Origin of the sequence: Pleomorphochaeta sp. DL1XJH-081 (assembly GCF_049310885.1) — a bacterium.
GTDB lineage: Bacteria > Spirochaetota > Spirochaetia > Sphaerochaetales > Sphaerochaetaceae > CAYZJV01.
This window is the reverse complement of the sequence record NZ_JBMDYO010000001.1, coordinates 577,551-603,160: the sequence shown is the minus strand read 5'-3', so window position 1 is coordinate 603,160 and position 25,610 is coordinate 577,551. Positions and strand designations below refer to the sequence as shown.

23 protein-coding genes and 1 riboswitch are annotated in these 25,610 nt (G+C 47.9%); of the genes, 5 read left to right on the top strand and 18 right to left on the bottom strand.

What is annotated here, in order from left to right; translation table 11 throughout:
• From ACODJP_RS02785 to ACODJP_RS02715, 15 genes are all read right to left on the bottom strand, one after another.
• Positions 1 to 195, bottom strand: coding sequence for an LDCC motif putative metal-binding protein (locus tag ACODJP_RS02785; protein ID WP_422478230.1), 195 nt, complete (start codon positions 193 to 195; stop codon positions 1 to 3).
• Between the two features lie 18 nt (positions 196 to 213).
• The gene (locus ACODJP_RS02780; RefSeq protein ID WP_422478228.1) at positions 214 to 486 is read right to left on the bottom strand and encodes a metal-sensitive transcriptional regulator; all 273 of its coding nucleotides are present in this window, start codon (positions 484 to 486) and stop codon (positions 214 to 216) included.
• Between the two features lie 131 nt (positions 487 to 617).
• On the bottom strand, positions 618 to 1,847 hold the full coding sequence (purD, locus tag ACODJP_RS02775) for a phosphoribosylamine--glycine ligase (protein WP_422478226.1): 1,230 nt from the start codon (positions 1,845 to 1,847) through the stop codon (positions 618 to 620).
• Positions 1,844 to 2,407: a phosphoribosylglycinamide formyltransferase gene (purN, locus tag ACODJP_RS02770; RefSeq protein ID WP_422478224.1), complete on the bottom strand. Its 564-nt coding sequence runs from the start codon at positions 2,405 to 2,407 to the stop codon at positions 1,844 to 1,846. The genes purD and purN overlap by 4 nt, the downstream gene beginning before the upstream one ends.
• Positions 2,404 to 3,423, bottom strand: a complete 1,020-nt coding sequence (purM, locus tag ACODJP_RS02765) for a phosphoribosylformylglycinamidine cyclo-ligase (RefSeq protein ID WP_422478222.1) — start codon at positions 3,421 to 3,423, stop codon at positions 2,404 to 2,406. The genes purN and purM overlap by 4 nt, the downstream gene beginning before the upstream one ends.
• A gap of 8 nt (positions 3,424 to 3,431) precedes the next feature.
• Positions 3,432 to 4,820 carry an amidophosphoribosyltransferase gene (purF, locus tag ACODJP_RS02760; RefSeq protein WP_422478220.1) on the bottom strand — a complete coding sequence of 463 codons (1,389 nt, stop codon included), beginning with the start codon at positions 4,818 to 4,820 and terminating at the stop codon, positions 3,432 to 3,434.
• Between the two features lies 1 nt (position 4,821).
• The gene (purC, locus tag ACODJP_RS02755) at positions 4,822 to 5,520 is read right to left on the bottom strand and encodes a phosphoribosylaminoimidazolesuccinocarboxamide synthase (RefSeq protein ID WP_422478218.1); all 699 of its coding nucleotides are present in this window, start codon (positions 5,518 to 5,520) and stop codon (positions 4,822 to 4,824) included.
• A complete protein-coding gene (locus ACODJP_RS02750) occupies positions 5,517 to 9,083 on the bottom strand; it encodes a phosphoribosylformylglycinamidine synthase (protein WP_422478216.1) in 3,567 nt (1,188 codons plus the stop codon). The genes purC and ACODJP_RS02750 overlap by 4 nt, the downstream gene beginning before the upstream one ends.
• The gene (locus ACODJP_RS02745) at positions 9,083 to 10,117 is read right to left on the bottom strand and encodes a 5-(carboxyamino)imidazole ribonucleotide synthase (RefSeq protein WP_422478214.1); all 1,035 of its coding nucleotides are present in this window, start codon (positions 10,115 to 10,117) and stop codon (positions 9,083 to 9,085) included. Before ACODJP_RS02745 ends, ACODJP_RS02750 begins: the two co-directional genes overlap by 1 nt.
• Positions 10,110 to 10,598 (bottom strand): 5-(carboxyamino)imidazole ribonucleotide mutase, encoded by a 489-nt coding sequence (gene purE, locus ACODJP_RS02740; protein WP_422478212.1) that lies wholly within the window; start codon positions 10,596 to 10,598, stop codon positions 10,110 to 10,112. The genes ACODJP_RS02745 and purE overlap by 8 nt, the downstream gene beginning before the upstream one ends.
• A gap of 16 nt (positions 10,599 to 10,614) precedes the next feature.
• On the bottom strand, positions 10,615 to 12,108 hold the full coding sequence (locus ACODJP_RS02735; RefSeq protein ID WP_422478210.1) for an IMP dehydrogenase: 1,494 nt from the start codon (positions 12,106 to 12,108) through the stop codon (positions 10,615 to 10,617).
• Between the two features lie 81 nt (positions 12,109 to 12,189).
• A riboswitch (purine riboswitch) is annotated at positions 12,190 to 12,290 on the bottom strand.
• 527 nt (positions 12,291 to 12,817) lie between these two features.
• Positions 12,818 to 13,780, bottom strand: a complete 963-nt coding sequence (locus ACODJP_RS02730) for a hypothetical protein (protein ID WP_422478208.1) — start codon at positions 13,778 to 13,780, stop codon at positions 12,818 to 12,820.
• A gap of 377 nt (positions 13,781 to 14,157) precedes the next feature.
• Positions 14,158 to 15,384, bottom strand: a complete 1,227-nt coding sequence (locus tag ACODJP_RS02725) for an MFS transporter (protein ID WP_422478206.1) — start codon at positions 15,382 to 15,384, stop codon at positions 14,158 to 14,160.
• A gap of 99 nt (positions 15,385 to 15,483) precedes the next feature.
• On the bottom strand, positions 15,484 to 16,224 hold the full coding sequence (locus tag ACODJP_RS02720; RefSeq protein WP_422478204.1) for a hypothetical protein: 741 nt from the start codon (positions 16,222 to 16,224) through the stop codon (positions 15,484 to 15,486).
• A complete protein-coding gene (locus ACODJP_RS02715; protein ID WP_422478202.1) occupies positions 16,221 to 17,081 on the bottom strand; it encodes a 4Fe-4S binding protein in 861 nt (286 codons plus the stop codon). The genes ACODJP_RS02720 and ACODJP_RS02715 overlap by 4 nt, the downstream gene beginning before the upstream one ends.
• A 221-nt stretch (positions 17,082 to 17,302) precedes the next feature.
• On the opposite strand from ACODJP_RS02715, the gene ACODJP_RS02710 reads away from it, so the two are divergent.
• A complete protein-coding gene (locus ACODJP_RS02710; protein WP_422478200.1) occupies positions 17,303 to 18,907 on the top strand; it encodes a hypothetical protein in 1,605 nt (534 codons plus the stop codon).
• Positions 18,908 to 18,925: 18 nt separating this feature from the next.
• On the opposite strand, the gene ACODJP_RS02705 is transcribed toward ACODJP_RS02710, so the two are convergent.
• A complete protein-coding gene (locus ACODJP_RS02705) occupies positions 18,926 to 19,309 on the bottom strand; it encodes a hypothetical protein (protein ID WP_422478198.1) in 384 nt (127 codons plus the stop codon).
• Positions 19,306 to 20,595: a DUF1576 domain-containing protein gene (locus ACODJP_RS02700; RefSeq protein WP_422478196.1), complete on the bottom strand. Its 1,290-nt coding sequence runs from the start codon at positions 20,593 to 20,595 to the stop codon at positions 19,306 to 19,308. Before ACODJP_RS02700 ends, ACODJP_RS02705 begins: the two co-directional genes overlap by 4 nt.
• Before the next feature lie 176 nt (positions 20,596 to 20,771).
• Here ACODJP_RS02700 and ACODJP_RS02695 point away from each other — a divergent pair, with 176 nt between their 5' ends.
• Positions 20,772 to 22,787, top strand: coding sequence for an FAD-dependent oxidoreductase (locus tag ACODJP_RS02695; protein ID WP_422478194.1), 2,016 nt, complete (start codon positions 20,772 to 20,774; stop codon positions 22,785 to 22,787).
• Positions 22,788 to 22,852: 65 nt separating this feature from the next.
• A complete protein-coding gene (locus ACODJP_RS02690; protein WP_422478192.1) occupies positions 22,853 to 23,209 on the top strand; it encodes a DsrE/DsrF/TusD sulfur relay family protein in 357 nt (118 codons plus the stop codon).
• 8 nt (positions 23,210 to 23,217) lie between these two features.
• On the opposite strand, the gene ACODJP_RS02685 is transcribed toward ACODJP_RS02690, so the two are convergent.
• A complete protein-coding gene (locus tag ACODJP_RS02685; RefSeq protein WP_422478190.1) occupies positions 23,218 to 23,568 on the bottom strand; it encodes a DUF2200 domain-containing protein in 351 nt (116 codons plus the stop codon).
• 346 nt (positions 23,569 to 23,914) lie between these two features.
• On the opposite strand from ACODJP_RS02685, the gene ACODJP_RS02680 reads away from it, so the two are divergent.
• Both ACODJP_RS02680 and ACODJP_RS02675 read left to right on the top strand, forming a co-directional pair.
• Positions 23,915 to 24,799 (top strand): cation diffusion facilitator family transporter, encoded by an 885-nt coding sequence (locus tag ACODJP_RS02680; protein WP_422478188.1) that lies wholly within the window; start codon positions 23,915 to 23,917, stop codon positions 24,797 to 24,799.
• A gap of 47 nt (positions 24,800 to 24,846) precedes the next feature.
• Positions 24,847 to 25,605, top strand: a complete 759-nt coding sequence (locus ACODJP_RS02675) for a MerR family transcriptional regulator (protein ID WP_422478186.1) — start codon at positions 24,847 to 24,849, stop codon at positions 25,603 to 25,605.
• The last annotated feature ends 5 nt before the right edge of the window (positions 25,606 to 25,610 follow it).

Genomic DNA, 25,610 nt, shown 5'->3' with positions numbered 1-25,610 from the left:
CTATTGCGAACTTTCGTTTCTCCGACTTGAATTTACAGAGAATTGATCTTCAGCAGCTGGCGAGTTCGTTGATTGATGTGGTCTATTCAAGTCGCAACAATCAAGTTTTTGGTCTCCAAAACTTCGTTTATTCGCTTCTGCGAGTTTTTTTAAATAATCGTTCCAGCGATTTTTGATGTTCGTCAATATAGACATGGGTGTATCCTCCTTTAATCAGCAGAATCTAGTAATGATGTCCATTACTTCTTTTATCTTAACATTCTTTTCATGGGGATCATCTTGTTGCATGGCATGGGAAACACAAGAATGCAGATGATGTTCCATCAACAACTCTTCGACTCCCTTCAAAGCCGATACCACTGCTGAAGTTTGGGTGAGTATATCGATACAGTAACGATCTGCATCTACCATTTTACTGATCCCCTTTACTTGCCCCTCAATACGGGCAAGCCGGGAGGTGATCTTCTTACGGGTTAGGTCGTCCATATGCCCTAATATACCCCACTGGGGTATAGGTGTCAAGTAACAGTCAGTTACCCCTTCTCCATACATGGTATAAAGGGTCTTCCCCAATAGAGTCGGTTCTGACTTCGTTTCTATCGAATTGGCCGTATGGGTTATTTGTGGAATAAGCCGATATCATTCCTGTGAAATATATGTTCACACCCGATTTTCGCAACATCGGCATAGCAGGATGATCGAGCATCCTCCATGGTATCTCCAGAAGAAACTACGAATACGACTCTTCCACCATTGCCTACATACGAGTTGTCCTGCCTTTCCAGAGCCATCGAATAGCATGAGATGTCGGTAGGGAGTTCGACAGAATATCCTTTTTCATAGGTTCTCGGATATCCTTTCGACGCAAGACAAACGCCAAGGGTATATCCGTCTTTCCAGCTTAGTCGATACGGTCTCTGCGCTAAGGTAGCAAGGACGGTTTCAACCAAGTCAGACTGCATAGCCTCTAACAAGACTTCGGCTTCCGGGTCTCCGAAACGGGTATTGTACTCTATCACCTTCACGCCATTCGCGGTCTTCATAAGACCAAAGTAGAGAATACCGGTAAATTCGATCCCTTCTTGTAACAATCCGGTGATTGTCGGTTTGACTATTGCTGATTCGACATAGGCCATATCCTCTGCTGTAACATAATCCACAGGGGCGTATGCTCCCATTCCTCCTGTGTTCAAGCCCTCGTCGTTATCCCCGGCACGTTTGTAGTCTCGAGCTGGAATCATCAGATTGTAATAATCCCGATTGACGAATGCGAGGAGGGAAAACTCCGGACCCTCCAGAAATTCTTCGAAAACAACAGTATCCGTTGATTCAAAGCTCTCCCGAAGAAAGACTCCTGCCTCTTCCTTATTTGCAGTCACCAGAACACCCTTGCCCAGAGCGAGACCATCTTGTTTCACTACGATCATCCCTTCACTGCTTTTAAGATACCGGTCAGCGGATGTGTAGTCTGTGAATGTTCGCCACCCTGCAGTCGGGATGTTGTGTCGATGCATGAACTGCTTCGCGAAATTCTTGCTGTATTCCAGTTTTGCCCCATCTTTTGTTGGGCCGAAGACCTTTATGCTACTGGTGGCGAAGTAATCGACGATTCCCGCTTGGAGATAAGCTTCATTACCCACGATGACCAATTCGATATCCTGTTTGCGCAGGTAGTGCTCCAAAGAGGTGAACGAACCGTCCCAGCTTGGATAGGTACAGAGATTTGCCGTCATGAGCATGCCGGAATTTCCAGGAATTACATGAGCCTGCTGTACATCGGGAGATTGTAGGCTCTTCACTGCAATCGCATGTTCTCTTCCTCCAGTTCCAATTACTGCAATTTTCATAATCTTCCTCCCCGATTGCACACCTGTGCAATGACTTTCGGGTACAATGCATATTCGGCTTGATGAACCAGTTGTTCCAGTTCTTGGAGATCTTCACCATCATAAGAAATTTTCACCTGGGCAATCACTTCGCCTTCATCCATACCTTCATTTACATAGTGAACACTCACACCATAGAGTTTTTTCCCAGCTTCAAACGCTTGTCGTATAGCCTCTTTCCCTTTATAGAGGGGAAGGAGTGAGGGATGAATATTTATGATGCGCTTGGGATACCGGTTAACGAATGGAGGACTGAGCAATCTCATATAGCCTGCAAGAACAATGAAATCGATGTGGAACTTCTCGATTTCGGTTACCATATCCTGCTCCATTTCCTCTTTGGATGCATAGTTCTTTCTCAGGAATGTTTTTGAGGGAACATCGTGAGTTCTTGCAATCTCCAACGCATTACATATCGAATCAGTTACCAGTAGTACGATCTCGATACCAGGTAATCGGCTTTCGAGAATATTCTCAAAATTGGTACCTCTTCCCGAGGCGAATACTGCTAGACGAATCATCGTATATGTACCCCTGCATTGCGGGTAATCTTGCCAATCACACACGATTCGGGGAAATACTCTTTTGCAATACGTAATGCATTGTCTTTCTCATCGGGAGGAACAACAATGACAAACCCTATTCCCATATTGAAAATATGGTACATCTCCTCGGCTGTGAGGTTGCCTTTCTCCATGAGAAATTCAAAAATTGCAGGGACATGGACATCGCGAAGATCCAATTCAATGCCAAAGGTTTGGTCTTTTACCATCCGGGGGAGATTCTCATGATACCCACCACCGGTGATGTGGGACATAGCATGGATAGTAATCTCCTTCCTCAATGCTCCGATCACATCGACATAGATACGGGTGGGTTCCATAAGGTGCTCCAAAAGAGTTGAATTGCCGAAGGGTTGTGAAACGTCGGCTTTTGCATCTTGTAAGATCTTTCGGACCAGAGAGTACCCATTCGAGTGAACCCCAGATGAGGGGATGCCGATGAGTACATCATCGACTGCCACAGCTGAACCTGTGATTTGTCTGTTCCTTTCCACGACACCTACGGCAAAGCCCGCAAGATCGAAGTGTCCATCGACATACATACCTGGCATCTCTGCTGTCTCACCTCCAATAAGTGAGAGATTGCCCATTCTACATCCAGTTGCTATTCCACTGACGATTTTCTCGATATCCTCAGGACGATTTTTTCCAACCGCAATATAGTCGAGGAAGAATAGCGGTTCGGCACCAACTGTGAGAATATCGTTCACACACATGGCAACCAGGTCTATGCCTACGGTATCGATTTTTCCGTGAGTGATCGCAAGAAGGAGTTTCGTTCCCACACCATCGGTTCCCGAGACAAGCACCGGTTCTTCGTATCCATACTTGAAGAGGTTGAAAAGACCACCGAAGCCTCCTATATCGCCATTGAACCCCAAGCTGGCCGTAGTTGCGATGTGCTTGCGGATCCTCTCTATACTCTCATAGCCGCTTTGAAGACTCACTCCGGCTGCCTTGTACGCTTCAGACATATACTCTCCTATCTTTGGGCGGAAGCCTCTTCCAATCTGGTGAAGGTCTCGGTAAGGTACTCACCGGTAAAACAACCGGTACAGAGGTGACGGTTTGGTGTGCACTGGGCTAGACTATCTAGGCTCATGAACTCCAACGATTCGACACCATAGAAATCACGTAACGCCTCTTTCGACGTGTGGGCCATCACCAGCTCCGCGAAGTTCGAGATGTCCACACCATAGAAACAGGGATGGGTAATCTGTGGAGATGCGATACGGACATGGATTTCTTTCGCCCCGGCATCTTGGAGCAGTCGGGTGATACGTTTCAGTGTCGTCCCCCGTACGATCGAATCATCTATGAGGACCAACCGTTTCCCTTTCACAACCTTGCGTATGGCTGCCAACTTGAGCAGGACAGCCCGGTCTCTCAAGTGTTTGGATGGCTCTATGAAAGTCCTACCGATGTATTTATTTTTAATCAGTCCTACCTCATAGGGTATATGTGATTCTTCGGCATATCCGATGGCTGCACTGAGTGATGAATCGGGAATACCCATAACAATGTCGGCATCTACAGGGTGCTCCTGGGCTAATTTCTTTCCACTGAGTTTTCTGAACTCATGGGCATTCACTCCTCCCATATCGCTATCGGGTCGGGCAAAATAGATGTACTCCATGGTGCAGAGCGACTCGGTACGCTCTTCGGAAAAATAATCTGAAGAGATGCCATATCGATGGATCCGTACGATCTCTCCAGGTTCTACATCGCGTATGAAAGTAGCTCCCACCGCATCCAAAGCACAAGTCTCAGAAGCGACCACATAGGAATCGTCAAGCTTTCCAATAGATAATGGCCTAAGCCCATTCTTATCACGCACCGCATATAGTTCATCGTTCACCATGATAATGAAGGCGAATGCACCTACCAATTCCACAAGCACTCGCTTCAAAGATGTGATCGGGTTGTCATAGACATCCCTACTCATCATATGGGCAATCAACTCGGAGTCAGATGAAGAGTGGAATATCGATCCATGCTCCTCCAGATCTCGTTTGAGCTCCCGATAGTTTACGATATTCCCATTATGACAAAGCCCAAAGGTCTTGTTTCGGTAGTTAAAGATGAAGGGTTGTATATTGTGTGAGTGGGTCCCTCCTGTAACCGAATAGCGAACGTGACCGATGGCAATGGAGCCTTTGAGTTTCTGTAGGATGTTATCGGTAAACACCTGGTGGACCAAGCCTGGCCCTTTGTGAATATCATATTCTCCTTGCTCTCCAGCCATGATTCCACAAGCCTCTTGACCCCGGTGTTGCAGGGCATGTAATCCATAGAAGGCCATATTGGCTGCATCATGGTGATGATGTATACCGAATACACCACATTCCTCTCTCATTCCTGTCTGTATCATATCAAACGGTTTCCTTCAGACGTTCATAGATAGTTTCGTATCCCGCAATGAGATCACCCGAATCTTCCCTAAAACGATCTTTGTCGTAACTTGTCTGGCTTTCATCCCATAGCCGGCAGTTGTCCGGACTCAATTCATCAACCAATAAGAGCGTGCCTTCTGCGTTCTTGCCGAACTCCAATTTGAAGTCGACCAATGTCATACCTATCTTGGCAAATCGGGAAATGAGCAAGTCGTTAATCCTAAGCGCTTGACCTCGGATGTACTCCAATTCCTCCCGAGTCGCCAGACCGAGTGCCACGATATGGTCATTGTTCAGCAAGGGGTCTCCCAGAGCATCATTCTTATAGCTGTACTCTACAATCGGCTGTGCGAATACCATGCCCCGTTTTGCCCCGTAACGACGAACCATGGATCCCGCTGCGATATTGCGTACGATCACCTCCAGGGGAATCACCTGGGTCTTCTGGCATCTGATGTCGCGTTCGTCGATCTGTTCCAATAGGTGTGTCTGTATCCCGTGTTTGGCAAGATAGGAGAAGAGTAGTGTCGTGATACGATTATTCAGTACACCCTTGCCCGCTATAGAGGCTTTTTTCGCACCATTTCCTGCCGTAGCGTCATCCTTGAAACGGATAATCACCTCATTCGGTGCTCCCTCATACACTATCTTGGCTTTGCCTTCATACAGTTGCTTCATTGTGGATTTCCTCCTTTTTGGAAATAGCGAATCCCGCTACTGAATATGTCTTGTCGTCGACAACCCTCTACATTGATAAAGAGTTCATCGTCTATCCGTTCATTGTGAGCCATTTTTCCCAAGATATTTCCATCCGGTGAGATTATGCCTTCGATATCAAGGGTAGAACCGTTTGGATTATCCACATAGGTGGTGGCGATCTGGTCCTGTGCAATGAGCATATCGAGCATGTGACTGTCGGCAACGAACTTACCTTCGGAATGGGATACCGGTAGGGTATAGGTTGTATCGGGGGCGAGATCCTGCAACCATGGAGATCGCTGTGAATGGATCCTTGTCCGGGTGAGTTTGGCTACATGCCGGTAAGAGTCATTGTAGAATAGGGTAGGATCATTCTCCTTCCTCTCACGGATAGACCCATAGGGTAAGAGTCCCGATTTCACCAAACCTTGGAAACCATTACAGATTCCCAATACCAGATGGTCTTCCTCAACAAAACGGTTTACGGCGATCCTGACCTTTGCATTCTTGAGAAAAGCAGCAATGAATTTTCCGCTACCGTCCGGTTCATCCGAATAACTGAAGCCACCCGGTAGCACCAGAATATGGGACTGAGCCAACTCTGTAATGAACCTATCCACACTTTGTCCAAAAGCTGCTTGTGATGTGTCATTCACAACGAATATACTGGTTTCTCCTCCAGCACGATCAAAATTCCGTTGCATGTCCAATTCAGAATTCGTCCCGCTGAATGTAAGGATGAGTACCACTGGAGTCGCGATCGCTGTATGGTAATACCGTTTCTTAGCAAGTGCAGTTGTCGGACTTTGTACGTTTGGGGAGATCTTGGCTAGGGGCGGATAGACCGAAGAGAGACCGTCAAGATGGATATCCCGATAGAGGGAGTTGAATTCATTGATCGTTTTTCCAATGGGTTTGAGACCCTCCAACCGCTCTTCACTTGAGAAGAGGAACCCTCCCGGATCCGGTTCGGATTCGTTTACGTTACTGGTATAACCGATTCCATTTCCCCATGACATGAGCTCAAGAGTATGGGACAAGCCTTCATCCAAGGTCGAGATAGCGGTTATCTTACTTCTATGGCGCTCAAGTAGTTCGATATTGTCCATGAAAGAGGCCAGATCGGGGAGACCCGAAATACTCTTCTGACGCAGCATATACAGGTAGTGCTCAGGAGCTTTGAATGCTCGGGAACGTAAGCGGTCGATGGCGACTTGACCAAACGCGAAACTGACCAAAGTGGGGACCACATCCATCTCTTCATATGAACCGGACATGGAATCCTTGCCTCCGATAGGAGCTACCGAGAGGGTATTGCAGACCTCGAAAGCCCCAAGGAGAGCTTGCAGAACCAATCCCCAACGCTCCGGCGATGTTCCGACTTTCGGGAAGTATTCTTGGAGACTCAGATGGATGTCCTCTAAGCGGGATCCTACAGCCACCTGTTTGGCAATGGACGACAGGACAGCATACATTCCCATCCGATATGGAGAGGTTTCTGCAAACCTTGGGTCGAATCCATAACTCACTACTGAGGCCTTATCGGTTTCTGGATTGAGACAGAACCGCTGTACAGAACTGAGCTCAGGGGTATCCTGGTGGATTCCTCCGTAGGGTGAGAAGAGGGTGGAATTACCGACCGATGAGTCGAACAATTCTCCCAAAGCTTTTTGCGAATAGTTGTTCAATGCGCGATACCGTTCCGAATCATAGGGAGGAACCTCATGATCGGTAATATGTACGTTCTGTGATGGTAATGGACCATTGGTATCTAAGAATGTACGATCGATATCAACCACGGTCTCTCCCCGGTATCGCATGACCAATCGGTTGTCAGCAGTAATCACGGCAACCCGCGAAGCTTCAACATTCTCCTTTGCGGCATAATCTGCAATCGTCTGGTAATCCTTCGGGTCGATCACAATAGCCATCCTCTCCTGACTTTCCGAGATGGCTATCTCAGTGGCATTCATACCTTTGGTTTTTAATGGGACCAAATCCAAATCTATGGTGATGCCGGGAGCTAATTCACCTATTGCGACACTTACTCCTCCGGCTCCGAAATCATTCGACCGTTTTATAAGGCGTTTCACTTGTGGGATCCTGAATAACCTTTGGAGTTTCCTCTCTTCTAAAGGGTTTCCTTTCTGGATCTGGGCATAGGATGAATCCAATGAATCGGACGTATGGGATACCGATGAACCACTAGCTCCTCCGATGCCATCCTTTCCCGTGCGTCCGCCTAAGAGAACGACAATATCCCCCGGTATTGGGGAGAGACGGACCACCTCATCCTTTCTTGTCATTCCTACCACAGCACCCAGTTCTAGATGTTTGGCTACATAGGAGGGATGGTAGATTTCGCGCACCAAGGTGGTCGCCATACCGATCTGGTTTCCATACGATGAAAACCCCTTCGCCGATTCCCTGGCGATGATGGATTGAGGCAATTTGTTCGCAAGAGTGTCTTCGATACGGGCGGTCGGGTCGGCACTTCCACTGATTCGTATACCTTGGTAAACGAAACTCCTTCCACTGAGGGGGTCACGTATCGCTCCTCCGAGGCAGGTTTGTGCACCTCCGAACGGCTCTATCTCTGTTGGATGGTTGTGGGTCTCATTCTTGAACATCAATAGATACTCACCCTTGTTGTCGGAGACTTGGACACTGCAGGCATTGATCTCTTCCAATTGTTCCACCTGTGTAAGTTTACCCCTTTTCTTGAGATATCGCTGTGTGTGGGTTGCGAGGTCCATGAGTGTAATCGCATCGTCTCTTCCGATCTCCTTCCTCTGCTCAACATAGGTGGTAAAACTCTTTTCGATCTGCTTTGCATACCGACCGGAGAAGGAGACATCTCTAAGACGGGTAAGGAATGTGGTATGTCTACAGTGGTCCGACCAGTAGGTATCGAAGAGAAATAATTCGGTTTTCGTCGCCTCCCGCTGGATTCGTCGGTAATAGGATTGGATATACCGGAGGGTCTCCAAGTCCATGGTCAAACCTAAGGAATCTTTCAGGTCCGAGAGTGCTTTGGTTCCCATACCTGCGAATTTCACAATCGTCTGCATCGGTTTTTCGATGGGTTTGGATGGCTTCTCATAATTCAATGATCGCTCTCGAGTATCTACCGGATTTATGAGGAAGGACTTTATTTTTCCCATGGTAAGCTGGTCCAGCATGGTATCGAATACCACCACTGTGCTGGAGCGGACTGCGAAGGAATCGCTATGGTCGATTACAAGGCTACCTGCTTGGCGAGCATAATAAGCTCTCTGGTCGAAATGACCCGCAAGGTATGTGTAAGCGAGTGTGCTTTTTTCTTTGGTATCGATACTGTTGGATATGATGTCGGTAACAGGATCACCTAGGATTTCCTGCTGGAAATAGTGTAGGGCTTGCTCACCCAATCCTTCGACCTCGTAGAGATGGTATACAGTGCACCGAAGATACAGATGGAGACTTTGCTCCATTCGTTTGGCCAAGGTTCTACTCTCGATATCGAAGGGTTCTTTCTTACTGATAAATACCTGGTGTCCCATCACTCCTCCCTTGCTTTCTTCAGTAGATCCAAGTACTGCAATTTCCCATTTATGTGTCCCACCTTCCGGTTTTTGGTAGTGCTGTGCTTTCCGTAGTCGTAGAATTTTCCCGGCAGAGATTTTTCCCTCACCGCCATATAATGCTGACCTAACACATTTACCATGCACCAATCGGGATCTATGGTGATCTCTGGATAGGTGATTCCCAACAGGCTATAGAGATGGAGGTCGAACTGACTGATATTCGCTGCATCTAGCGTGATGTGACCCGAGTTGTGTACTCGTGGAGCGACTTCGTTTACATATAGCTTGCCGTCAGCGAAAAAATACTCCACGGTCAAAACACCGATATAGTCGAGTGCTAGTGCGATGTTCTTCGCTTTTTCGAACAACTGCTCTTCCAATCCTTTATCGATAGTGGCAAAGCGGGTGGTATCGAGTATCTGGTTGACATGCACATTTTCGAATGTCGGATAGTGGGTTGTCGTACCATCGACGTTCCTGGCGATAACCATGGAATACTCTGTCAGTGTGGGGAAATACCGTTCTGCGACCATACCGGTTTTCACATGGGCAAGATCGTTTACATCGTTGATGAGATACTGACCTTTACCGTCATAACCGAACTGCACCGTCTTGACGATGAAAGGGTAGTCCATGGAGAATCCGAGGCCGACCTGAGCGTGGGGGACACAAGGAATTCCCGGAAGCGAATCAACGAACTCTTTCTCCAACAATCTATTTTGGAGGATACGCAAGGCTTCAGATCCTTGGATTGCATGGGAAAGGGAAGCAACGACTGCTACGGGAATATTCTCAAATTCATAGGTAATGATATCGAGGTCCTCTGCAAAGCGTTGGATCGCCTCTATATCCTCGAACGATCCCCTATGGAACCTATCGGCATCTTCCCGTGCACAAGCGTAATCAGAGGTATCGTAGATAGACACTTCAACAGGAAACTCGAGTTTTCTTGCGGCTTGGGAAAGCATCTTTCCCAGTTGTCCTCCTCCGAGGATACCTAGTCTACACATGGTATTCCCCGAGTCCTTCAGAGAGGACACGCGATGAAACCTCCGAACGTTGGCTTTCCAGACGCTCTGCCAGCTGGGAATCTGAGATTGCTAGGATTCTCAATGCATACAGGGCTGCATTCCTACTTCCCCCTGATCCGATGCCCATGGTACCTACCGGTACTCCCCCAGGCATCTGCACTATGGACAATAGGGAGTCGATACCATTGAGTGTGCTCGTTTTTATCGGAACACCGATTACAGGAAGGGTCGTCATACTAGCAACCATTCCCGGTAGATGGGCAGCTCCTCCTGCTCCAGCTATAATGACAGTATATCCATTTGATCTGGCGTTTTTTGCGAACTCCATCATATATTCGGGGGTCCGATGAGCTGAAACCACTTTCACGTCGACATCTATAGTGTATTCTTTCAAGATATCGACTGCCTCCTTCATTTGGGGGTAGTCGGACTTTGATCCCATGATTACTGCTACTTTCATGTGCCTCTCCTTTTCCTCAATAGGTCTGTTCCTTGAGGATGACGTCATGGGCTTTGCCCTCATTCAGACTCATCTCCGAAACCACGGTGAGTACCGCGTTCTTTTGGAAATCCTTGATATCGAGCGAACCTGAATTGACCATCGCAGCCTTCACTTTTGCCAGGGTTATCAACAGATTTTCCTTCAGCGGTCCTGCATACGGTACATAGGAATCAACTCCTTCCTCGAATTGCAGGGGTTTGTTGTCCAATTTGTCGTAGCGAGCCCAGTTCTTTGCCCGATTCGATCCTTCACCCCAATATTCCTTCACATAGTTGCCATTGATCCGATATTTCCGTCCGGGAGCCTCCTCAAAGCGGGCAAAGTACCTTCCGAGCATCACGAAATCGGCTCCCATTGCAAGAGCGAGCGTTACATGGTAGTCCTGAACGATTCCTCCATCGGAGGCCAATGGAATATAGATTCCTGTCTCTTCGCAATAGCGATCCCGTTCTTTCGCCACCTCCAGTACGGCTGTTGCCTGTCCACGACCGATTCCCTTCTGTTCACGGGTTATGCAGATGGATCCACCGCCGACACCTATCTTTATGAAGTCGGCCCCAGCTTCTGCCAGGAAACGGAAAGCATCGGCATCGACCACATTACCGGCGCCGATTTTCACCTGTTCTCCATAGCGATCACGGACGAATGCGATTACATCTTTTTGGTACTCGCTGTATCCGTCGGAGGAGTCAATGCAGAGGATATCGGCACCACTATCGATAAGTGCGGGAATACGTTCTTCATAGTCATGGGTATTTACCCCTGCACCGACCATGTATGACTTCTTATGATCCATGAGTGCATCGGGGTTCTCTTCATCAGAATCATAATCCTTACGGAACACTAGGGCTACCAATCGATTTCCATTCACGATAGGCAGGACACTCCGCTTATGTTCCCATAATGTGTCGTATGCCTGGTCTAGTGATATGCCATCCTGTCCACAGATGAGCTTTGAGAATGGCGTCATGAACTCTTTTATCGGGGTATCCAAAGCCATCTGGGGTACGCGCCAGTCCCGGCTGGTGATGATACCCAATAGTTCGCCATGTGGACTGCCGTCTGATGTCACTGTTATAGTCGAATGGTCTGTCTCCTCCTTGATCCGCACGACATCCTTGAGTGTCGCTCCGATGGTGAGATTGTATCGGCTTTCCACGAACCCAAGTTTGAATTGTTTTACCCGGCGGATCATCTGTGCTTGGGCTTCGATGGATTGGGAGGAGTAGATGAAAGAAAGTCCACCTTGGAGTGCGAGAGCTATGGCGAGCCGGTCGTCACTCACTGCCTGCATGATTGCACTGGTGATGGGGATGTTGAGTTGCATAGCAGGTTCCTCGCCCTTTCTGAACTTTGTCAGAGGGATGGTCAAAGATACCTTGTGGGGAAGGTGTGCCTTCTTGGTAAGTCTGGGAATGAGCAGGTATTCGTTGAATGTCCGTGATACCTCTGCGTAGATGTTTGCCATGTCGTCCTCCAAAGAAATAAAAAAAGTAGACTCCCAACAAGTCTACTTACCCGACAACGACAAAGCACCGAACAAATCGGTTTGGGCCTTGTGTTGTATCATAGTCCCCGTATTTACGGTTGGGGGTAGAAACTTGCTAACCATATCTTAGCGATTATACGATACGTACTTATGTTACTGCTGTTTCCAGGTTCTACTCGCTATAATGCCTCCATGCAATCGTGCCACAAAAACAAGAAAGGCAACCAGTTCGCACGTGTCAAACCAGTTGCCCTTGGGACGGAATCCATCCAGAAGCTATCTCTTCTGCTGTATGCATACCGAATATATCCATTTGGTATCTTATCCGCCTTCATCCTAAGATGGGCACACCTTAGTCCGAATCCATGATGAGAGTCAATAAGGAAGGAGCCTGGCACGCAATATCAGTTTAGGGTGCCGAAGAGAGAGGTGAAAATCGGGGTTTCCATGTTGGGAGGTCCCAAACATGTGAAGTTAGGTCGCTTTATAAGCATTGTTTCACATCATAACAAGAGTGGTAATAATCTCGTTGAGACCATAGGATTTATGGAATATCGATGGAATTGGAATTAAAAAGAGGAGACCTTCCGATTCCCCGGTTGGTCTCCCCCAAAATTTTTACATGTTTTGGTCGTTGGTAGCGTATGAACGAAAAGCTCAACAGGCACCTATCCGGCCATGTGTACTATCAAGCAGCCTTGTTACGTCCTTTTGCCACCAGACCGAGGACGAATAGGACAATACCTCCGACAAGGAATACAATCGGCATCGTGTTCATCTGGGAAAAAGTGAACTCCACAATATTCTCTATGACCGAAGAATCAACCGGAAGAGAAGACAAATCGGCTCCAGCCAAACCCTCTATCCTGGACAGATTCGAGAAGTATCCTATGACGATCAAGAAGATGCCACCGGACAACGCAGTAGTAATGCCGAACCATTGGAGGCCTCCTCCGATCTTAAGGAAGAGGACACAACACACCAAGAATACGATAGTTACCACGAGTAAGAGAAGGATCCCGAATACCGATCCCATGGTTCCCAGATATCCACTGATCATTTCGAGTGTTCCTGGAGCCATGTCGTTGACCAGGTCTGCGATCACCAATTCCTGGGGCAATCCCAACTGACCGACGATTTGCTCGGCGATGGTGGGAATATACGCGCGAGGTGCCCCGAACATCGCCATCAGTTCGGCATCCGAGTATACATCCAATCCTTCAGCGATATTCTGCTCTATCGTATCGAGTTTTCCTGTGAGATCGACGACTGCGGAAAGCGATGGTTTTTCACCGGAAAGTACATTGGCGACATCGTCGGTAACCATCACGGTCTGCTCACCGATCCATTGTTCATCCAATGCATCGATGATAGCAGTAGAGATGAGATCTACTTGGGCATCCACAGCAGCCTTCTTGTTGGGGTCGGTTACCGGAGATCCTCCTGTTATGCCATCGCGGACAACTTCAGGAATCATCTTCCCGATCTCCCCATGCACGATCGCAGGGATGCCTTGATCATCCACTACACTGCGATAGTACTGTTGGTCGAGTACCGTCTTGTCGACACCGCGATATACCATGAAACCCATGCCATAGGCGATGAACACGACCGAGAGTAGTATGAGTACGATAATCTTGATTGCTTTCACCATTTCCTCCTTCTTTTGTACATATAAAGCACTCGTAAGCAGGTTTGCCGAGGATTGTAGGGTTGAGTGCATATACCAAATCAAGTACATGGTGCTGCAATTGGAGTCATAAGTCAAGAAAAAGAACCTGGTACGCAATATCAGTTGTGGGTAGCCAATATGAGTGTGGAATTACAGGATTTCATGTTTAGGACTTCTAAATATATGCAATTTGGTTTATATAGACGCTCTCGTTCACATAAACCTTCAATCCTGTGGAATCCATCAAAAGCGACTTCACAATGAGCGAGCATGGACTCTATAAAATTTGAAACAAAGGTAAATTTGTATATAACGTGTTATAGTTTAATTCGTAAAATTCAGATTTAGAGCGAGATTCACAGATTCCCTACAGGCAAACCCGCCTGCATTAAGCGTTTGTTGCGGAGCATGAGGAATGCCTCTCCAGCCAGAAGAGCCCCGGTGATAAGAAGCATCCATTCGATTTGGATGATGTCTGCCAATGGGCCAAAGGCTAACATGGCAAGCGGCATAGCAGAACTGGAGATCATGGTGAACACACTGAAGACCCGTCCCAAGTACTGTTCATCGACCTTCTGCTGTAGCAAAACGGTGAACGGAGTATTGAACAAAGGCATGGTTATTCCCATAAGCGCCATACCTGCCAGATAGAGCCAAAATGGGGGAGTAAGGCCAAGAGCGACAATGCAAACACCGCTGACGATAAGACTGAACACCATGGTATGGAGTTTGTTGGAGAACCCCTGCCAGGTGGCGATCAAAAGTCCACCCAACATCATACCTCCCGAGAATGCCACCTCGATTGCAGTGAGCCGCCAGACATCGGGACCATAGCTACGTGTCGTCTGTAGCGGAGTCAGAAAAGCCACCGGTGCAAAGAAAACGAAGAAGAGGGCGCAATAGGCGAATAGGATATGGATGAAATCATGTTTTTGGATGTAATGGATCCCATCACGAAGATCGTTGAGGTAACTGATCGGTCCCTCAGGAATCGTTCGTTCGGGAGATTGCACATGAAGGAACAACAGCAATATACCAATCGCGACAGCAGCTGTGGAGACATCGACAAGAAAGATATGTTGGATAGGAGAGACCACGAGAAGGGCTCCGCTGAGCATGGGTGAAGCTATGGTAACTACCGACATGATGCTGTTTTGGATCCCATTCACACGGGTAAGCTGTTCGGGTGGTACAATCTGGGGAAGCAGGGCACTTACCGCAGGAGTCTGCACTCCTGTACCGAATGATCGGATCACCAAGACAGCGAAGAGTTGCCACATCGCATCGAATCCGAGAGCGAAAGAGATAGCCATGCCGAGTGTGGCGATAGCTATGATTGCATCGGAGATGACTATTACCCGTTTTCGATTGAAACGGTCTGCCCATACCCCTGCGAAGGGACTGATTATGAGGGTAGGAATGAAACCACAGAGGATAGATATTGTCATCATGACACCCGATTGTGTAGTCAAGGTGATATGCCACATAATAGCGTATTGGACCAACATGGAGCCGAAGAGGCTGATATTCTGGCTAACGAGGAATAGTGCTGCCTGTTTTTTCCAGGATTGTTCCGATTTCACCCCAATGGACCCTCCGTAGTAGGACAAAAAGATAACAAAAAGGAGTCCCTGTGGCTAGCATTCGTCTCTCTCATGGGCAAAATCAAAGGGAAGGTTACGTTAAAGAGTGTCCAAGAGTCGCTGGAGCTCTAGCTTGTAAGAGCTGAATTCCAGTCCCTGTTGGGCAAGATAGTCCCTTACCGTGAGTCCCGTTGCAGGCATCGCATTCCCCAATACCACCTCTATCTGTGCTTTTGTGAGCCCCCAATCCAACAAATCTTCAAAAGTGGTGTTCCCTTTCACCAGTGCCGCCTCTGCCGAGGTACCCTCGGACACGACTGGCGGTGGTGCAATCACTGGTTCGACAGTGGAAACAAGGAATATCCTGTCTGCGAAGGCATCAGCTTCGCCGGTAGAAATCCTTCCTTCATCGAGAAGCACATCCATAGCGGAAGAGGGCAGAAATGTATCCTCTTCAGGTTCATAAGGAAGGCCTGCGTAGAGTGCTACAAACAATCTGACAGAATCGGTTCCGATATCACCAACAAGTCCTTCGGCTTCAGCATACCGCTCCTCGATACTTTTCGCCTGGAAGGTCGAAACATCTTGCGAACTGGTATCGATCGCATAAGCTCGGGCAATTGTCTCTGCAGGTACAAGGAAATGAGTCTGTATATCTCCAAAGGTATATGATCCCTTGATGGCGGCTGGATCAGACATCCCGGCAGCCTCCCCACTTTCTATCTTCGTAGGGACTTTCTTTCCTTCGGTGTTCCACAACCCAACCAATTGCAGTAGGAGAACTCCACCCAAGATGAGACCAATTACCAGAATAGCTATGGATCGTGCACGAATGGTCATTCTACCAGCCCTCCTTCTACAGTTGGGCGACTACCTAACTTTTTCGTGGAGAGTTCCAATGTAGTGTCTACCGGGCAAGCAGCTTCGCTCGTGCACTCTAGGCAAGAGATACATTGGTGGTCCCGAACGATCTTCTTATTCGCGATGGATAGGTTCATAGGACACACCTTATCGCACTTGTTGCAGGAGATACAGGTATCTGTATTCCTTCTGAGGCCGAATATTCTGAATAGATTAGACAATCCAAGCACAGCCCCATACGGACAAGCGTATTTGCAAAAAGGACGTTCGACGAAGAGGGAAAGCACGATTACCATACCCAGGGATATGAAAGCTCCTATACCTACCTCCCCAGTCCAGAAATTGAACAACGCATAGTAGGGATCGTAATCCGAGAACACCAATTTGGCACTGGTCGCAGTAACGATCACAACCCAGACAAGCACGACATAGCGGAGGTAGCGAAGGAGGGAATCCACACTCTTAGGAATCATTCTGTTGTATTTTCTACCGAAGATCCGTCTTCCGATTTTCGCTATCCACTCTTGGAAGGTTCCAAAAGGACAAGCCCACCCACAGAATACCGGTCCTGCGAGGATCGCTGTCACCAGAACGAGAAGCATCAGATACAGCGAAGACTCATGAATTTTCTGCACAAATGTTCCCGAGGAGAAGAATTGGTACAGGGTAACCACGCCGCCAAAGGGACAGATAGCATGCAATGATGCCCCCTGTATCAAGGGAACGACGATACCAGCCTCTTCCAAGGAGTGGGCGATCACTACAAGAAGTACAATAATAAAGAATATCAGTTGGACAATCTTCCGTGTACCACTGACAGGACGTAGGAATTTCATAGCATCCTTCCCTTTGGGACCATCGTTTGGGTCCCTTCTCAATATGTACAGATATAACCAGAGATTTGCACCGAATCCAAAAATTATCAAGTAGAGAGAGGTGCCTGTCGATGAGAAATATTCTCGTTTTTAGGACTTGTCATCTTGCCTTTCTCTTTCTTTCGGCAGATAGTACTATCGTACGATATACTCAATCCCTTAGGGGGTAAAGGAATGCGACTATGAAAAGAGATGCTTTTCCCTTGATGGTCATGGTAATCATCGGCATGCTGTTTCTGTCGGTCTCCTGCTCCACTACCACTACATTGGATCCGGTCGGACAAATTCAACCCGAGTTGGTCCAGAAGCCCGCAGTAATAACGCAAGATGAACCAGAAATTTATGAGAATGCTCCTAAGACGGCAGAGCCTACTCCTGTGGATGGATTCTCCCAACAGAGTGCGATTGCCAAACCGGTGAAACCCAAACGAGTCTTTCGGATAGGCTACGTCACACCATTTAGTGATTCTATCGTAGTGAGTAATGAAACCGGATATACCTTGGTACAACTCGATATCTTTAGCGAGCGCATGTATCAGGAAAACGATGATATGGAAAATCTCTTGCCGTCAGAAAAACTGATCCACCATGGGCAACAGAGGCTCATGCTATCTGCAACACCTTCACTTCAAGAGGCTCTAGTGCGGGACAGGACAGAGACCTTCACGATAAATGCTATCGATACGGATGGGGATCGCTATATACTCTCGTGGCAACCGGAACGGGATTCCTGGAACATTGTCCTGAGTCCCGAGGAACTCGACTTTTCTTCCCAAACTCTTTTAGCTGTGCCTCCCCAGGGTGGGAATTTTTTCATAACAAATAACACCGGATACCCTCTGAATGCTCTCTATGTCATACATCCCGAATTCCAAGAGGGAGCCGAACATCTGAACAACGGTGAACATACCAATCTGTTGGGTTCTTCGACTTTCCTTCCAGGTAGTATAGTCCAGATAGCTACGGAGGATACTCCCTGGATTGCCGACCAACTGCCATTCGATGCGTATGGGAGCGTTGTGGTCCGCTCACAAGATATCGAAGGGGACTTCTACCAGAAGATGTGGTACCCGACTTCCGATATCTGGAATGTCGAGTTGACCATCGATGACCTTCAGTATGATGATCTTGCACCCATATATGGTGATAGTGTGCTATACATTCAGAATGCTACAGGCTTTGAGATTTGGTACCTGTATCTCGTAAGTGGCGAAATGTTCGCAGAACATGACTATGGTGATGATCTGTTGGAAGACAGTACACTCGATGTAGGGGAGGGAATATTCATCGATCTCTCCCGATTCCCATACTTGGATGAACTCTTGGCTTCGGGACAGACCGAACCGTGGTATCTCGTCGGTCTCGATATCGATGACAGGGAGTACTATCGGCCATGGTCGCCCATGGAGGATGGATGGGAGCTCGAGTTGAACGATGAAAATTTCCAGCCAATACCCCTACCTGAAGCAACTTACGACTACACCACGCTTTTGCTGGAGAATACGACCGGTGAGGATATCTGGTTCCTCTATCTGGTCACCGATGCTATGGCTGAAAACGATGATACTGGTAAGGATGTTCTGGGAGATGTCATATGGCGGGCAGATGCCATGCATAAGCTGGTTCCCGAATCATTTCCCCACGTGGCTTCCTGGTTACGTAGCCACCCCGATATTCCCCTGACTTTGCTAGCACAAACTTATGGGGACGTTATCTATCGCCGTACATGGAGTCCCCTTGTCGACGGTTGGCTTATCACCCTGTCGGAGGAACACAAGCAAGAGTAGACTGTGACTTATTCGTAATCACGCTTTACGGTCGATCGTGAAATTGGCGGGATTGAAGGCATCGCTTCCCAGCCAGAGGTCTATCTGTACTCCGCTGTCGGTATTTCCCACACTTGCATGTTTGATCTGCCAACCGATCAATTTAAGTCTCGCATCCCATGCCATATCATGACCAGCCATCATCCCATAGTACTCTGCCAGCTCGGGCCTTCGCGCTTTTGGGTTCAGTGATTCCCTTATGCGTTGCAGTTCCTCTTCCGGACGTGGTTTGTCGTCGAAAATGCTGATATGGGCTCCATCGTCCTCCTGGTGGAGCGAGATTACCATCCGAAGCGGATTGCCTTCCAAGATGAAATGGGTCAGCTCACCAATCAAACGACCGAGTATCTCTTTCCGTTTCATCGTTCAAAATCCTCCATAGGTCGATTAGTCTTATACCATTGCAAGACAGCGATTATAAGGCTTGCGGTAAGGCCTCCTGCGAAACCATTGTTGTATAGGTCGAGTCCTCCATGCCATGCAGCAGTTGTTTCTACCATAAATAGATGGACAAACCCAGCAATAACACCTGCGATGATCCCGAATTGTCCGGCGATTGGAGCTAATGTCGTGCAAAAGAGGGCTGCTAGGACAGGTCCTGGTGCTGAGAGCTCTTTGCCGAATACCATTGTCGCCAACACGACGCCACCGACCACAGGCCATGAATTCCTAAGGGATTTTCCGAAACAGCCAAACCCCATGACAGTGAAGATGCCTCCAAGGACTGGCCCGTTTAGAGGAGCTCCCACAGCGAGTACATAGAGCCATGAACCCAATCCGAGCAGCCCTATATTGAGCAGGGTTCCCCCCATGGTACCATTGTCGAAGAAGTCGGTTGGCAATCGTCCGGAGAGTTTCTGTATATTGAGGAACCCCGACCAGACCGATTTCGTGTCAGTAAATCCCTGCAGAAGAAAAGCCGAAACGATGAAAAAAAGTGAGAGTGCCGGGATGAGGAGTTTCAAGACCAGCGAAGGTGAGGTGTTCCATACCAACGATAGAGGAGCCATCGAATCGCTCGCTCTCAAAAAGCTTGATATGAATAGACCGATGAACCCACAGGTGAATCCGATATTATAGAGGTTGTACCCCTGATGCAGTTGTAGCATCGAACCGGCTACCGCAGGGAGGATTCCTCCTGCCATGATGCCGGCAAAGATGCCTAGGGGAATGGAAATTGTAAGCGGTAAGCCGATCTCGAACATTACATAGGTGACCAGAGGCCCGAGGGCTGTACCGAACAATGCAATGAGGCTATAGGAACCGAGACTCTTATGGGCAATTTTCGCTGCAATCCAGACGCCCGCCATGATGGGAAGCATGTTCAGCGGTGTCTTTCCAAAGAGACCGAACCCTATGATAGTAAAAATCGCAGCTATAGTTGGTCCTGACAAACTGACTTCAGCAAAGTAGACTATCAAAAGTCCGATTAAGCCTACCAACGCACTGTTGAGCAACGCTGCTCCTACTCCCACGGTAGTAAAATCGTTTATTAGTCGTCCTCCATGGATTTGTAGCGATAAGAACCCGCGCACGGTATCAATAGGACCATCGGCAAACAAGCCGGCGAGAGCGAGGGATCCGAGAAGGACAATCATGATCTTGTATAAGCCTTTTTCTGTAGCTTCCACAGTCTCTCCATCTTCCATAGGGTGTGCCGCATTATACACGATACTCGAATGATGGCGATAGGAAAAAACGAAAATATCCGATTGATTTTCAATCCAGTAGCGAGTGCAAACCTTTGTGACTTAATCACATGTTCGGTTGACCTCAATGAGCGCTTTCCGTATATATACGGACGAACACTACGAAGGAGAATTTGATGAAGAATCTTTTGATCATTGGAGGAGTCGCTGCCGGTGCAACTGCAGCAGCCAGAGCCAGACGACTCGATAACGACGTTAATATCACATTACTCGAAGCCGGAGCGGACGTCTCATTCGCCAACTGCGGACTTCCCTACTATATCGGTGGAGATATCGAATATCGTTCCTCCCTCATCTTGGCTAGCCCCGAGACATTCCATGACCAGTATCGTGTGACTGTCCATACCAATACAGAGGCGATCAGCATTGACCGCAAAGCAAAACAGGTGAAGGGACGTAACACGAAAACCGGTGAAGAGCGACAGTATGACTACGATACTCTTATCCTTGCCCAGGGTGGTAAACCGATAGTGCCACCACTTCCTGGAGTTGAGAAGAATCACGTATTCCAGCTTTGGACCCTCGATGATATGGATAGGATCGACCAGTACATCAAGGACGAGGAGCCTAAGAAGGCTGTTGTCGTTGGTGGTGGTTTCATTGGTTTGGAGATGGTCGAAGCTTTGGTGAAACGGGGTATGGCTGTCACTTTGGTTGAGATGGCACCACAAGTCATGCCCAATCTTGAAGGTGAGTTCGCCGGTTTCGTTACCAAGGAGTTGCTCGATTATGGGGTCGATCTCAAATTGGGTAAGTCGCTACAAGCGATCGAAGATAAAAAAGTTCTTCTTAACGATGGTTCGACAGTCGATACCGATTTCGTCCTCCTTTCGGTAGGAGTACGCCCGACCTTGCAGTTGGCCAAGGATGCCGGCTTGGAGCTCGGTTCATCCGGTGGTTTGAAAGTCGATGCAACCATGCATACGAGCGATCCCTCTATTCTTGCCGCTGGTGATATGGTTGAAATTCCCCATTCCGTTCAAGGTAAGACGGTACGGATGCCGCTTGCTGGTCCTGCCAACCGTCAGGGTAGGATTGTAGGAGAAAATGCCGTGGGAGGTAATCGCACTTATGCCGGAGCTATGGGGACATCGGTCGTGAAAGTCTTTGGCGCAGTAGCCGGATCGACTGGTATGAGCCTCAGGGCTGCCAAGGCTGCTGGTGTTGATGCCGATGCGGTCGTCGTACACAAGGCCAGCCATACAGCCTATTATCCCGGATCCGAAAAGGTGAGTCTCATGCTTATTTGGGATCGTACCAACAAGAAGGTGCTCGGGGCACAAGCTGCTGGTCGTGTAGGTATCGACAAGAGACTCGATGTCATGGCAACCGCAATAGCCGGTGGACTGACTATCGATGATCTTGAGGAACTCGATTTGGCTTATGCTCCACCTTTCAACTCTCCCAATGGTCCGGTAAATATGGCAGCGTTCGCTGCTGTGAACAAACACAGTGGTTTCAGTTCCGCTATCTTGGCACAGGATCTTGAGCAGTTTGTCACAGAGCATGAAGCTATTGTTATCGATCTTCGTGATCCTATAACTTACGCCAAAGCAAACGTACCGGGAACGAACAATCTGAGTCAGAATGTGTTGAGAGATAACCTTGATCGTATTCCCAAAGGCAATCCTATCCTTCTGATCAGCGATGATGGCCAAAAGGGACATGTAGCCTTGAGGATGCTCAAAGGAGCTGGCTTTGATCAGGTATTCAACCTCAGTGGTGGATATATCAGCCTAGAACGTTATGAAAGGGCTATTGGCTTCGAGCGACTGCAGGTTGGGCTTTTCCCTGTAGAACGAAAATCGGTTGAAGATTTGGAAAAGGGTGGTGTGGATGCCTCGGCTATCGAGGATTCTGGAGAAACGGCTGAAGTTAGTTCAGATGGACCGATCATCCTCGATGTGCGTACCCCTATGGAATTCTCTATGGGTGCGTATCCTGATGCCATCAATGTGGGATTGGACGGTTTGCAACAATGGGCTCAAACGATTGATAATAAGGATCGCAAGATTATCATCTACTGTGCCTCGGGTGCACGTAGCAGCTATGGTATGCGTATCCTCAGCCAGTTGGGTTTCACCAATGTGGAAAACGGCGGTGGCTTACACGATATGATGTCTAGAGGGTAAATTACATAGGAGTTGAGGGTATGCAGCGGCATATCCTCAATACTGCTGCACATAGGGAATGAAGAATGAGTATACTAATGATTTTCAACAGACAGCCGTATGATTCCACAGATGTTACTTGGAATGCCTTACGTCTGGCACAAACGCTGGTCAAGCAGGGGGAAACAGTCAGGATATTTCTCATGAATGATTCGGTTGATCTCGCACGTGAAAGTTGTATACCTCCGGAAGGCTATGATCAGGATCTGAAGGCTATGCTTAAGGCTCTGATTGCTTCCCATGTCGAGGTCGAGGTTTGTGGAACATGTATGGCTCGGTGTGGTATCCATAGGAATGAGCCCTACTATGAAGGGGCCAATACTTCTACAATGGCCAAACTGGGGCAATGGGTAGCGCAAAGCGATAAGGTGCTTACTTTTTAGCTCGGCCTTCAGTGCCTTAGAATTTTCTCCATAGTCTTGCCTTTGGCAAGTTCATCTATGAGTTTGTCCAGGTGGCGAATCTCGCGCATGGTTGGATCTTCTATCTCTTCAACGCGAACGCCACAGACGACTCCTTTGATCAGATCACGGTTAGGATTAAGGCATGGACTCTCTTCGATGAAGGTCTCGAAATCGATCTCACGATCCAACTGTATTTCCAGTTCATGTTGACTGTAGCCGAACAACCAACAGATGATTTCATCAACCTCAGTCTTTGTGCGCCCCTTTTTCTCCGCCTTAGCAACATACATGGGGTATATCTTCGCAAAACTCATGCTGAATATCCGATGTTTCTCCATGTGCCCCTCCTTATTACCCTGGGAAAAACCCCACCTCACCACGTTACCCTTAAGTTTTGGGTACTGCAGAGGCTATTGGATGTAATTATAAGACAACATACTCCCACGTAACCTTGCAATTCAAGACATTTTTATGGAGAAAGCCTCCACCTCGGTCCTACTAGCTCTTCGCTCCCAAATAGTTACTTAAACCACTGGAAATGCAGGGCTACGTGGGATTACGAAACACAGCGAAACACACAAAACCCCTCTGTAGTACCCAATTTTGCAGCTCTGCGTGGTGAAGTGGGGATTTTCCCAGGAAGATATGATAAGATGGTAACCGTTCATGATCAGGAGGTAAGCCGTGGGACATCATCACGACCATACCGAGAAGACCCAAGGCAATATAAAAATTGCGTTCTTATTAAACCTGGGTTTCACTATCTTAGAAATCATCGGTGGTTTTTGGACCAATAGCATGGCGATTATCTCCGATGCATTGCATGATCTAGGCGACTCTGTTTCCCTAGGATTCGCATGGTATTTGGATAGGTATGCAAAAAAAGGCCCGGATGAAAAATTCACATTCGGTTACGCAAGATTTTCACTCCTGTCAGCATTGGTAAATAGCCTGATCTTAGTTGGCGGCTCGGTTTTGGTCCTTTCCCGTGCCGTTCCCAGAATTCTCAATCCTGAAGCAGTGAATCCCACCGGAATGATGATACTCTCGCTCTTCGGAATCGTGTTCAACGGTTTGGCAGTCCTTCGTTTGCGGAAAGGGACCTCGCTCAATGAAAAAGTCGTTTCATGGCATCTCATGGAAGACGTCTTAGGCTGGGCTGTCGTTCTTGTGGTCAGTATCGTGCTCATATTCGTCGATATTCCCATTTTGGATCCCATTCTCTCCATCGCAATCACCATCTATATCCTATTCAACGTAGTGAAGAACTTGAAGGAGATCCTGAATGTATTCCTGCAGGGAGTCCCGAAGCATCTCACTATAGGGGATATAGAAGAGGAGATACGTTTAGCGCCCAACCTCTTGGATGTCCATCACACCCACATCTGGACCCTGGAAGGTGAGAGGAACATCCTCAGCACCCATATTCTCGTGGAGGACAATCTTGAACAAACCTCCATTGTCGCTCTTAAAGAAGACATAAGGGAGAGGATGCGGGGAAAAGGAATCGACCATGTCACTATCGAAATCGAATATGAAAGTGAAGATTGTAAAAACCAGAAATGTTGATATTTCCTTGTTGACCTTAACGTAACGTAAAGGTGTAGACTCTCCCCATGAGCAGTGAAGATAGAAGTATGACTATACAAGAAGTCGCTCGATTGACAGGAATTACGACGCGGACGTTGCGTTGGTATGATGAACTTGGTTTGGTTGTCCCCGATAGGAGTGGACCCGCCAACTACCGACTATACCGAACAGAGCACTTGAAGAAATTGCAGCAGGTGTTGTTCTTCCGGGAGTTGCAATTCCCTCTGGACCAGATCAGGAACATCCTGACTAATCCTCGTTTCAATCGTAAGAAGGCTTTGGAAAGACAACTCGGCTTGCTGAGAGAGAGAAGACAAACTATGGACGAACTGCTCTCTACCCTTGAGCTAGCCCTCAAAGAAGAAAAAGGAGAGTACACGATGAGACATGAAGAACGATTCAAAGGATTCGATTTTTCCCACAACCCGTATGAAGATGATGCCCGAAAGATCTGGGGAGACGAACCTGTGGATGAAGCGAATGAAAAACTTGCAGCCATGGGCGCACAACAAAAAAACGATCTATCCGATTCCATGAATACCGTATTCGCAAAATTGGCAGAAGTTCGCCATCTGGATCCAGATTCCCCTCCAGCCCAGAAGGTTATCGGACAGTGGTACGACTTGCTGAATACCATGGGAACTTACACACCCGAGATGTTTGCGAATCTCGGACGCATGTATGTCGACGATCAAAGGTTCACCAAGAATATCGATCGTTTTGGGGATGGCTTGGCTCGCTTCATGATGGATGCGATGCTTGCCTATGCAAAGAAGAAGGGGTAGATTGC

Bases quoted from the DNA above. Each gene is read 5' to 3' on its own strand.
- purD (WP_422478226.1), bottom strand. From the start codon at position 1,847: ATGAAAATTGCAGTAATTGGAACTGGAGGAAGAGAACATGCGATTGCA.
- ACODJP_RS02785 (WP_422478230.1), bottom strand. From the start codon at position 195: ATGTCTATATTGACGAACATCAAAAATCGCTGGAACGATTATTTAAAA.
- ACODJP_RS02685 (WP_422478190.1), bottom strand. From the start codon at position 23,568: ATGGAGAAACATCGGATATTCAGCATGAGTTTTGCGAAGATATACCCC.
- ACODJP_RS02700 (WP_422478196.1), bottom strand. From the start codon at position 20,595: ATGGAAGATGGAGAGACTGTGGAAGCTACAGAAAAAGGCTTATACAAG.
- ACODJP_RS02745 (WP_422478214.1), bottom strand. From the start codon at position 10,117: ATGTGTAGACTAGGTATCCTCGGAGGAGGACAACTGGGAAAGATGCTT.
- ACODJP_RS02720 (WP_422478204.1), bottom strand. From the start codon at position 16,224: ATGACCATTCGTGCACGATCCATAGCTATTCTGGTAATTGGTCTCATC.
- ACODJP_RS02695 (WP_422478194.1), top strand. From the start codon at position 20,772: ATGAAGAATCTTTTGATCATTGGAGGAGTCGCTGCCGGTGCAACTGCA.
- purC (WP_422478218.1), bottom strand. From the start codon at position 5,520: ATGAAGCAACTGTATGAAGGCAAAGCCAAGATAGTGTATGAGGGAGCA.
- purN (WP_422478224.1), bottom strand. From the start codon at position 2,407: ATGATTCGTCTAGCAGTATTCGCCTCGGGAAGAGGTACCAATTTTGAG.
- ACODJP_RS02690 (WP_422478192.1), top strand. From the start codon at position 22,853: ATGAGTATACTAATGATTTTCAACAGACAGCCGTATGATTCCACAGAT.
- purM (WP_422478222.1), bottom strand. From the start codon at position 3,423: ATGTCTGAAGCGTACAAGGCAGCCGGAGTGAGTCTTCAAAGCGGCTAT.
- purE (WP_422478212.1), bottom strand. From the start codon at position 10,598: ATGAAAGTAGCAGTAATCATGGGATCAAAGTCCGACTACCCCCAAATG.
- ACODJP_RS02715 (WP_422478202.1), bottom strand. From the start codon at position 17,081: ATGAAATTCCTACGTCCTGTCAGTGGTACACGGAAGATTGTCCAACTG.
- ACODJP_RS02710 (WP_422478200.1), top strand. From the start codon at position 17,303: ATGAAAAGAGATGCTTTTCCCTTGATGGTCATGGTAATCATCGGCATG.
- ACODJP_RS02750 (WP_422478216.1), bottom strand. From the start codon at position 9,083: ATGGGACACCAGGTATTTATCAGTAAGAAAGAACCCTTCGATATCGAG.
- ACODJP_RS02705 (WP_422478198.1), bottom strand. From the start codon at position 19,309: ATGAAACGGAAAGAGATACTCGGTCGTTTGATTGGTGAGCTGACCCAT.
- purF (WP_422478220.1), bottom strand. From the start codon at position 4,820: ATGATACAGACAGGAATGAGAGAGGAATGTGGTGTATTCGGTATACAT.
- ACODJP_RS02675 (WP_422478186.1), top strand. From the start codon at position 24,847: ATGAGCAGTGAAGATAGAAGTATGACTATACAAGAAGTCGCTCGATTG.
- ACODJP_RS02735 (WP_422478210.1), bottom strand. From the start codon at position 12,108: ATGGCAAACATCTACGCAGAGGTATCACGGACATTCAACGAATACCTG.
- ACODJP_RS02780 (WP_422478228.1), bottom strand. From the start codon at position 486: ATGGACGACCTAACCCGTAAGAAGATCACCTCCCGGCTTGCCCGTATT.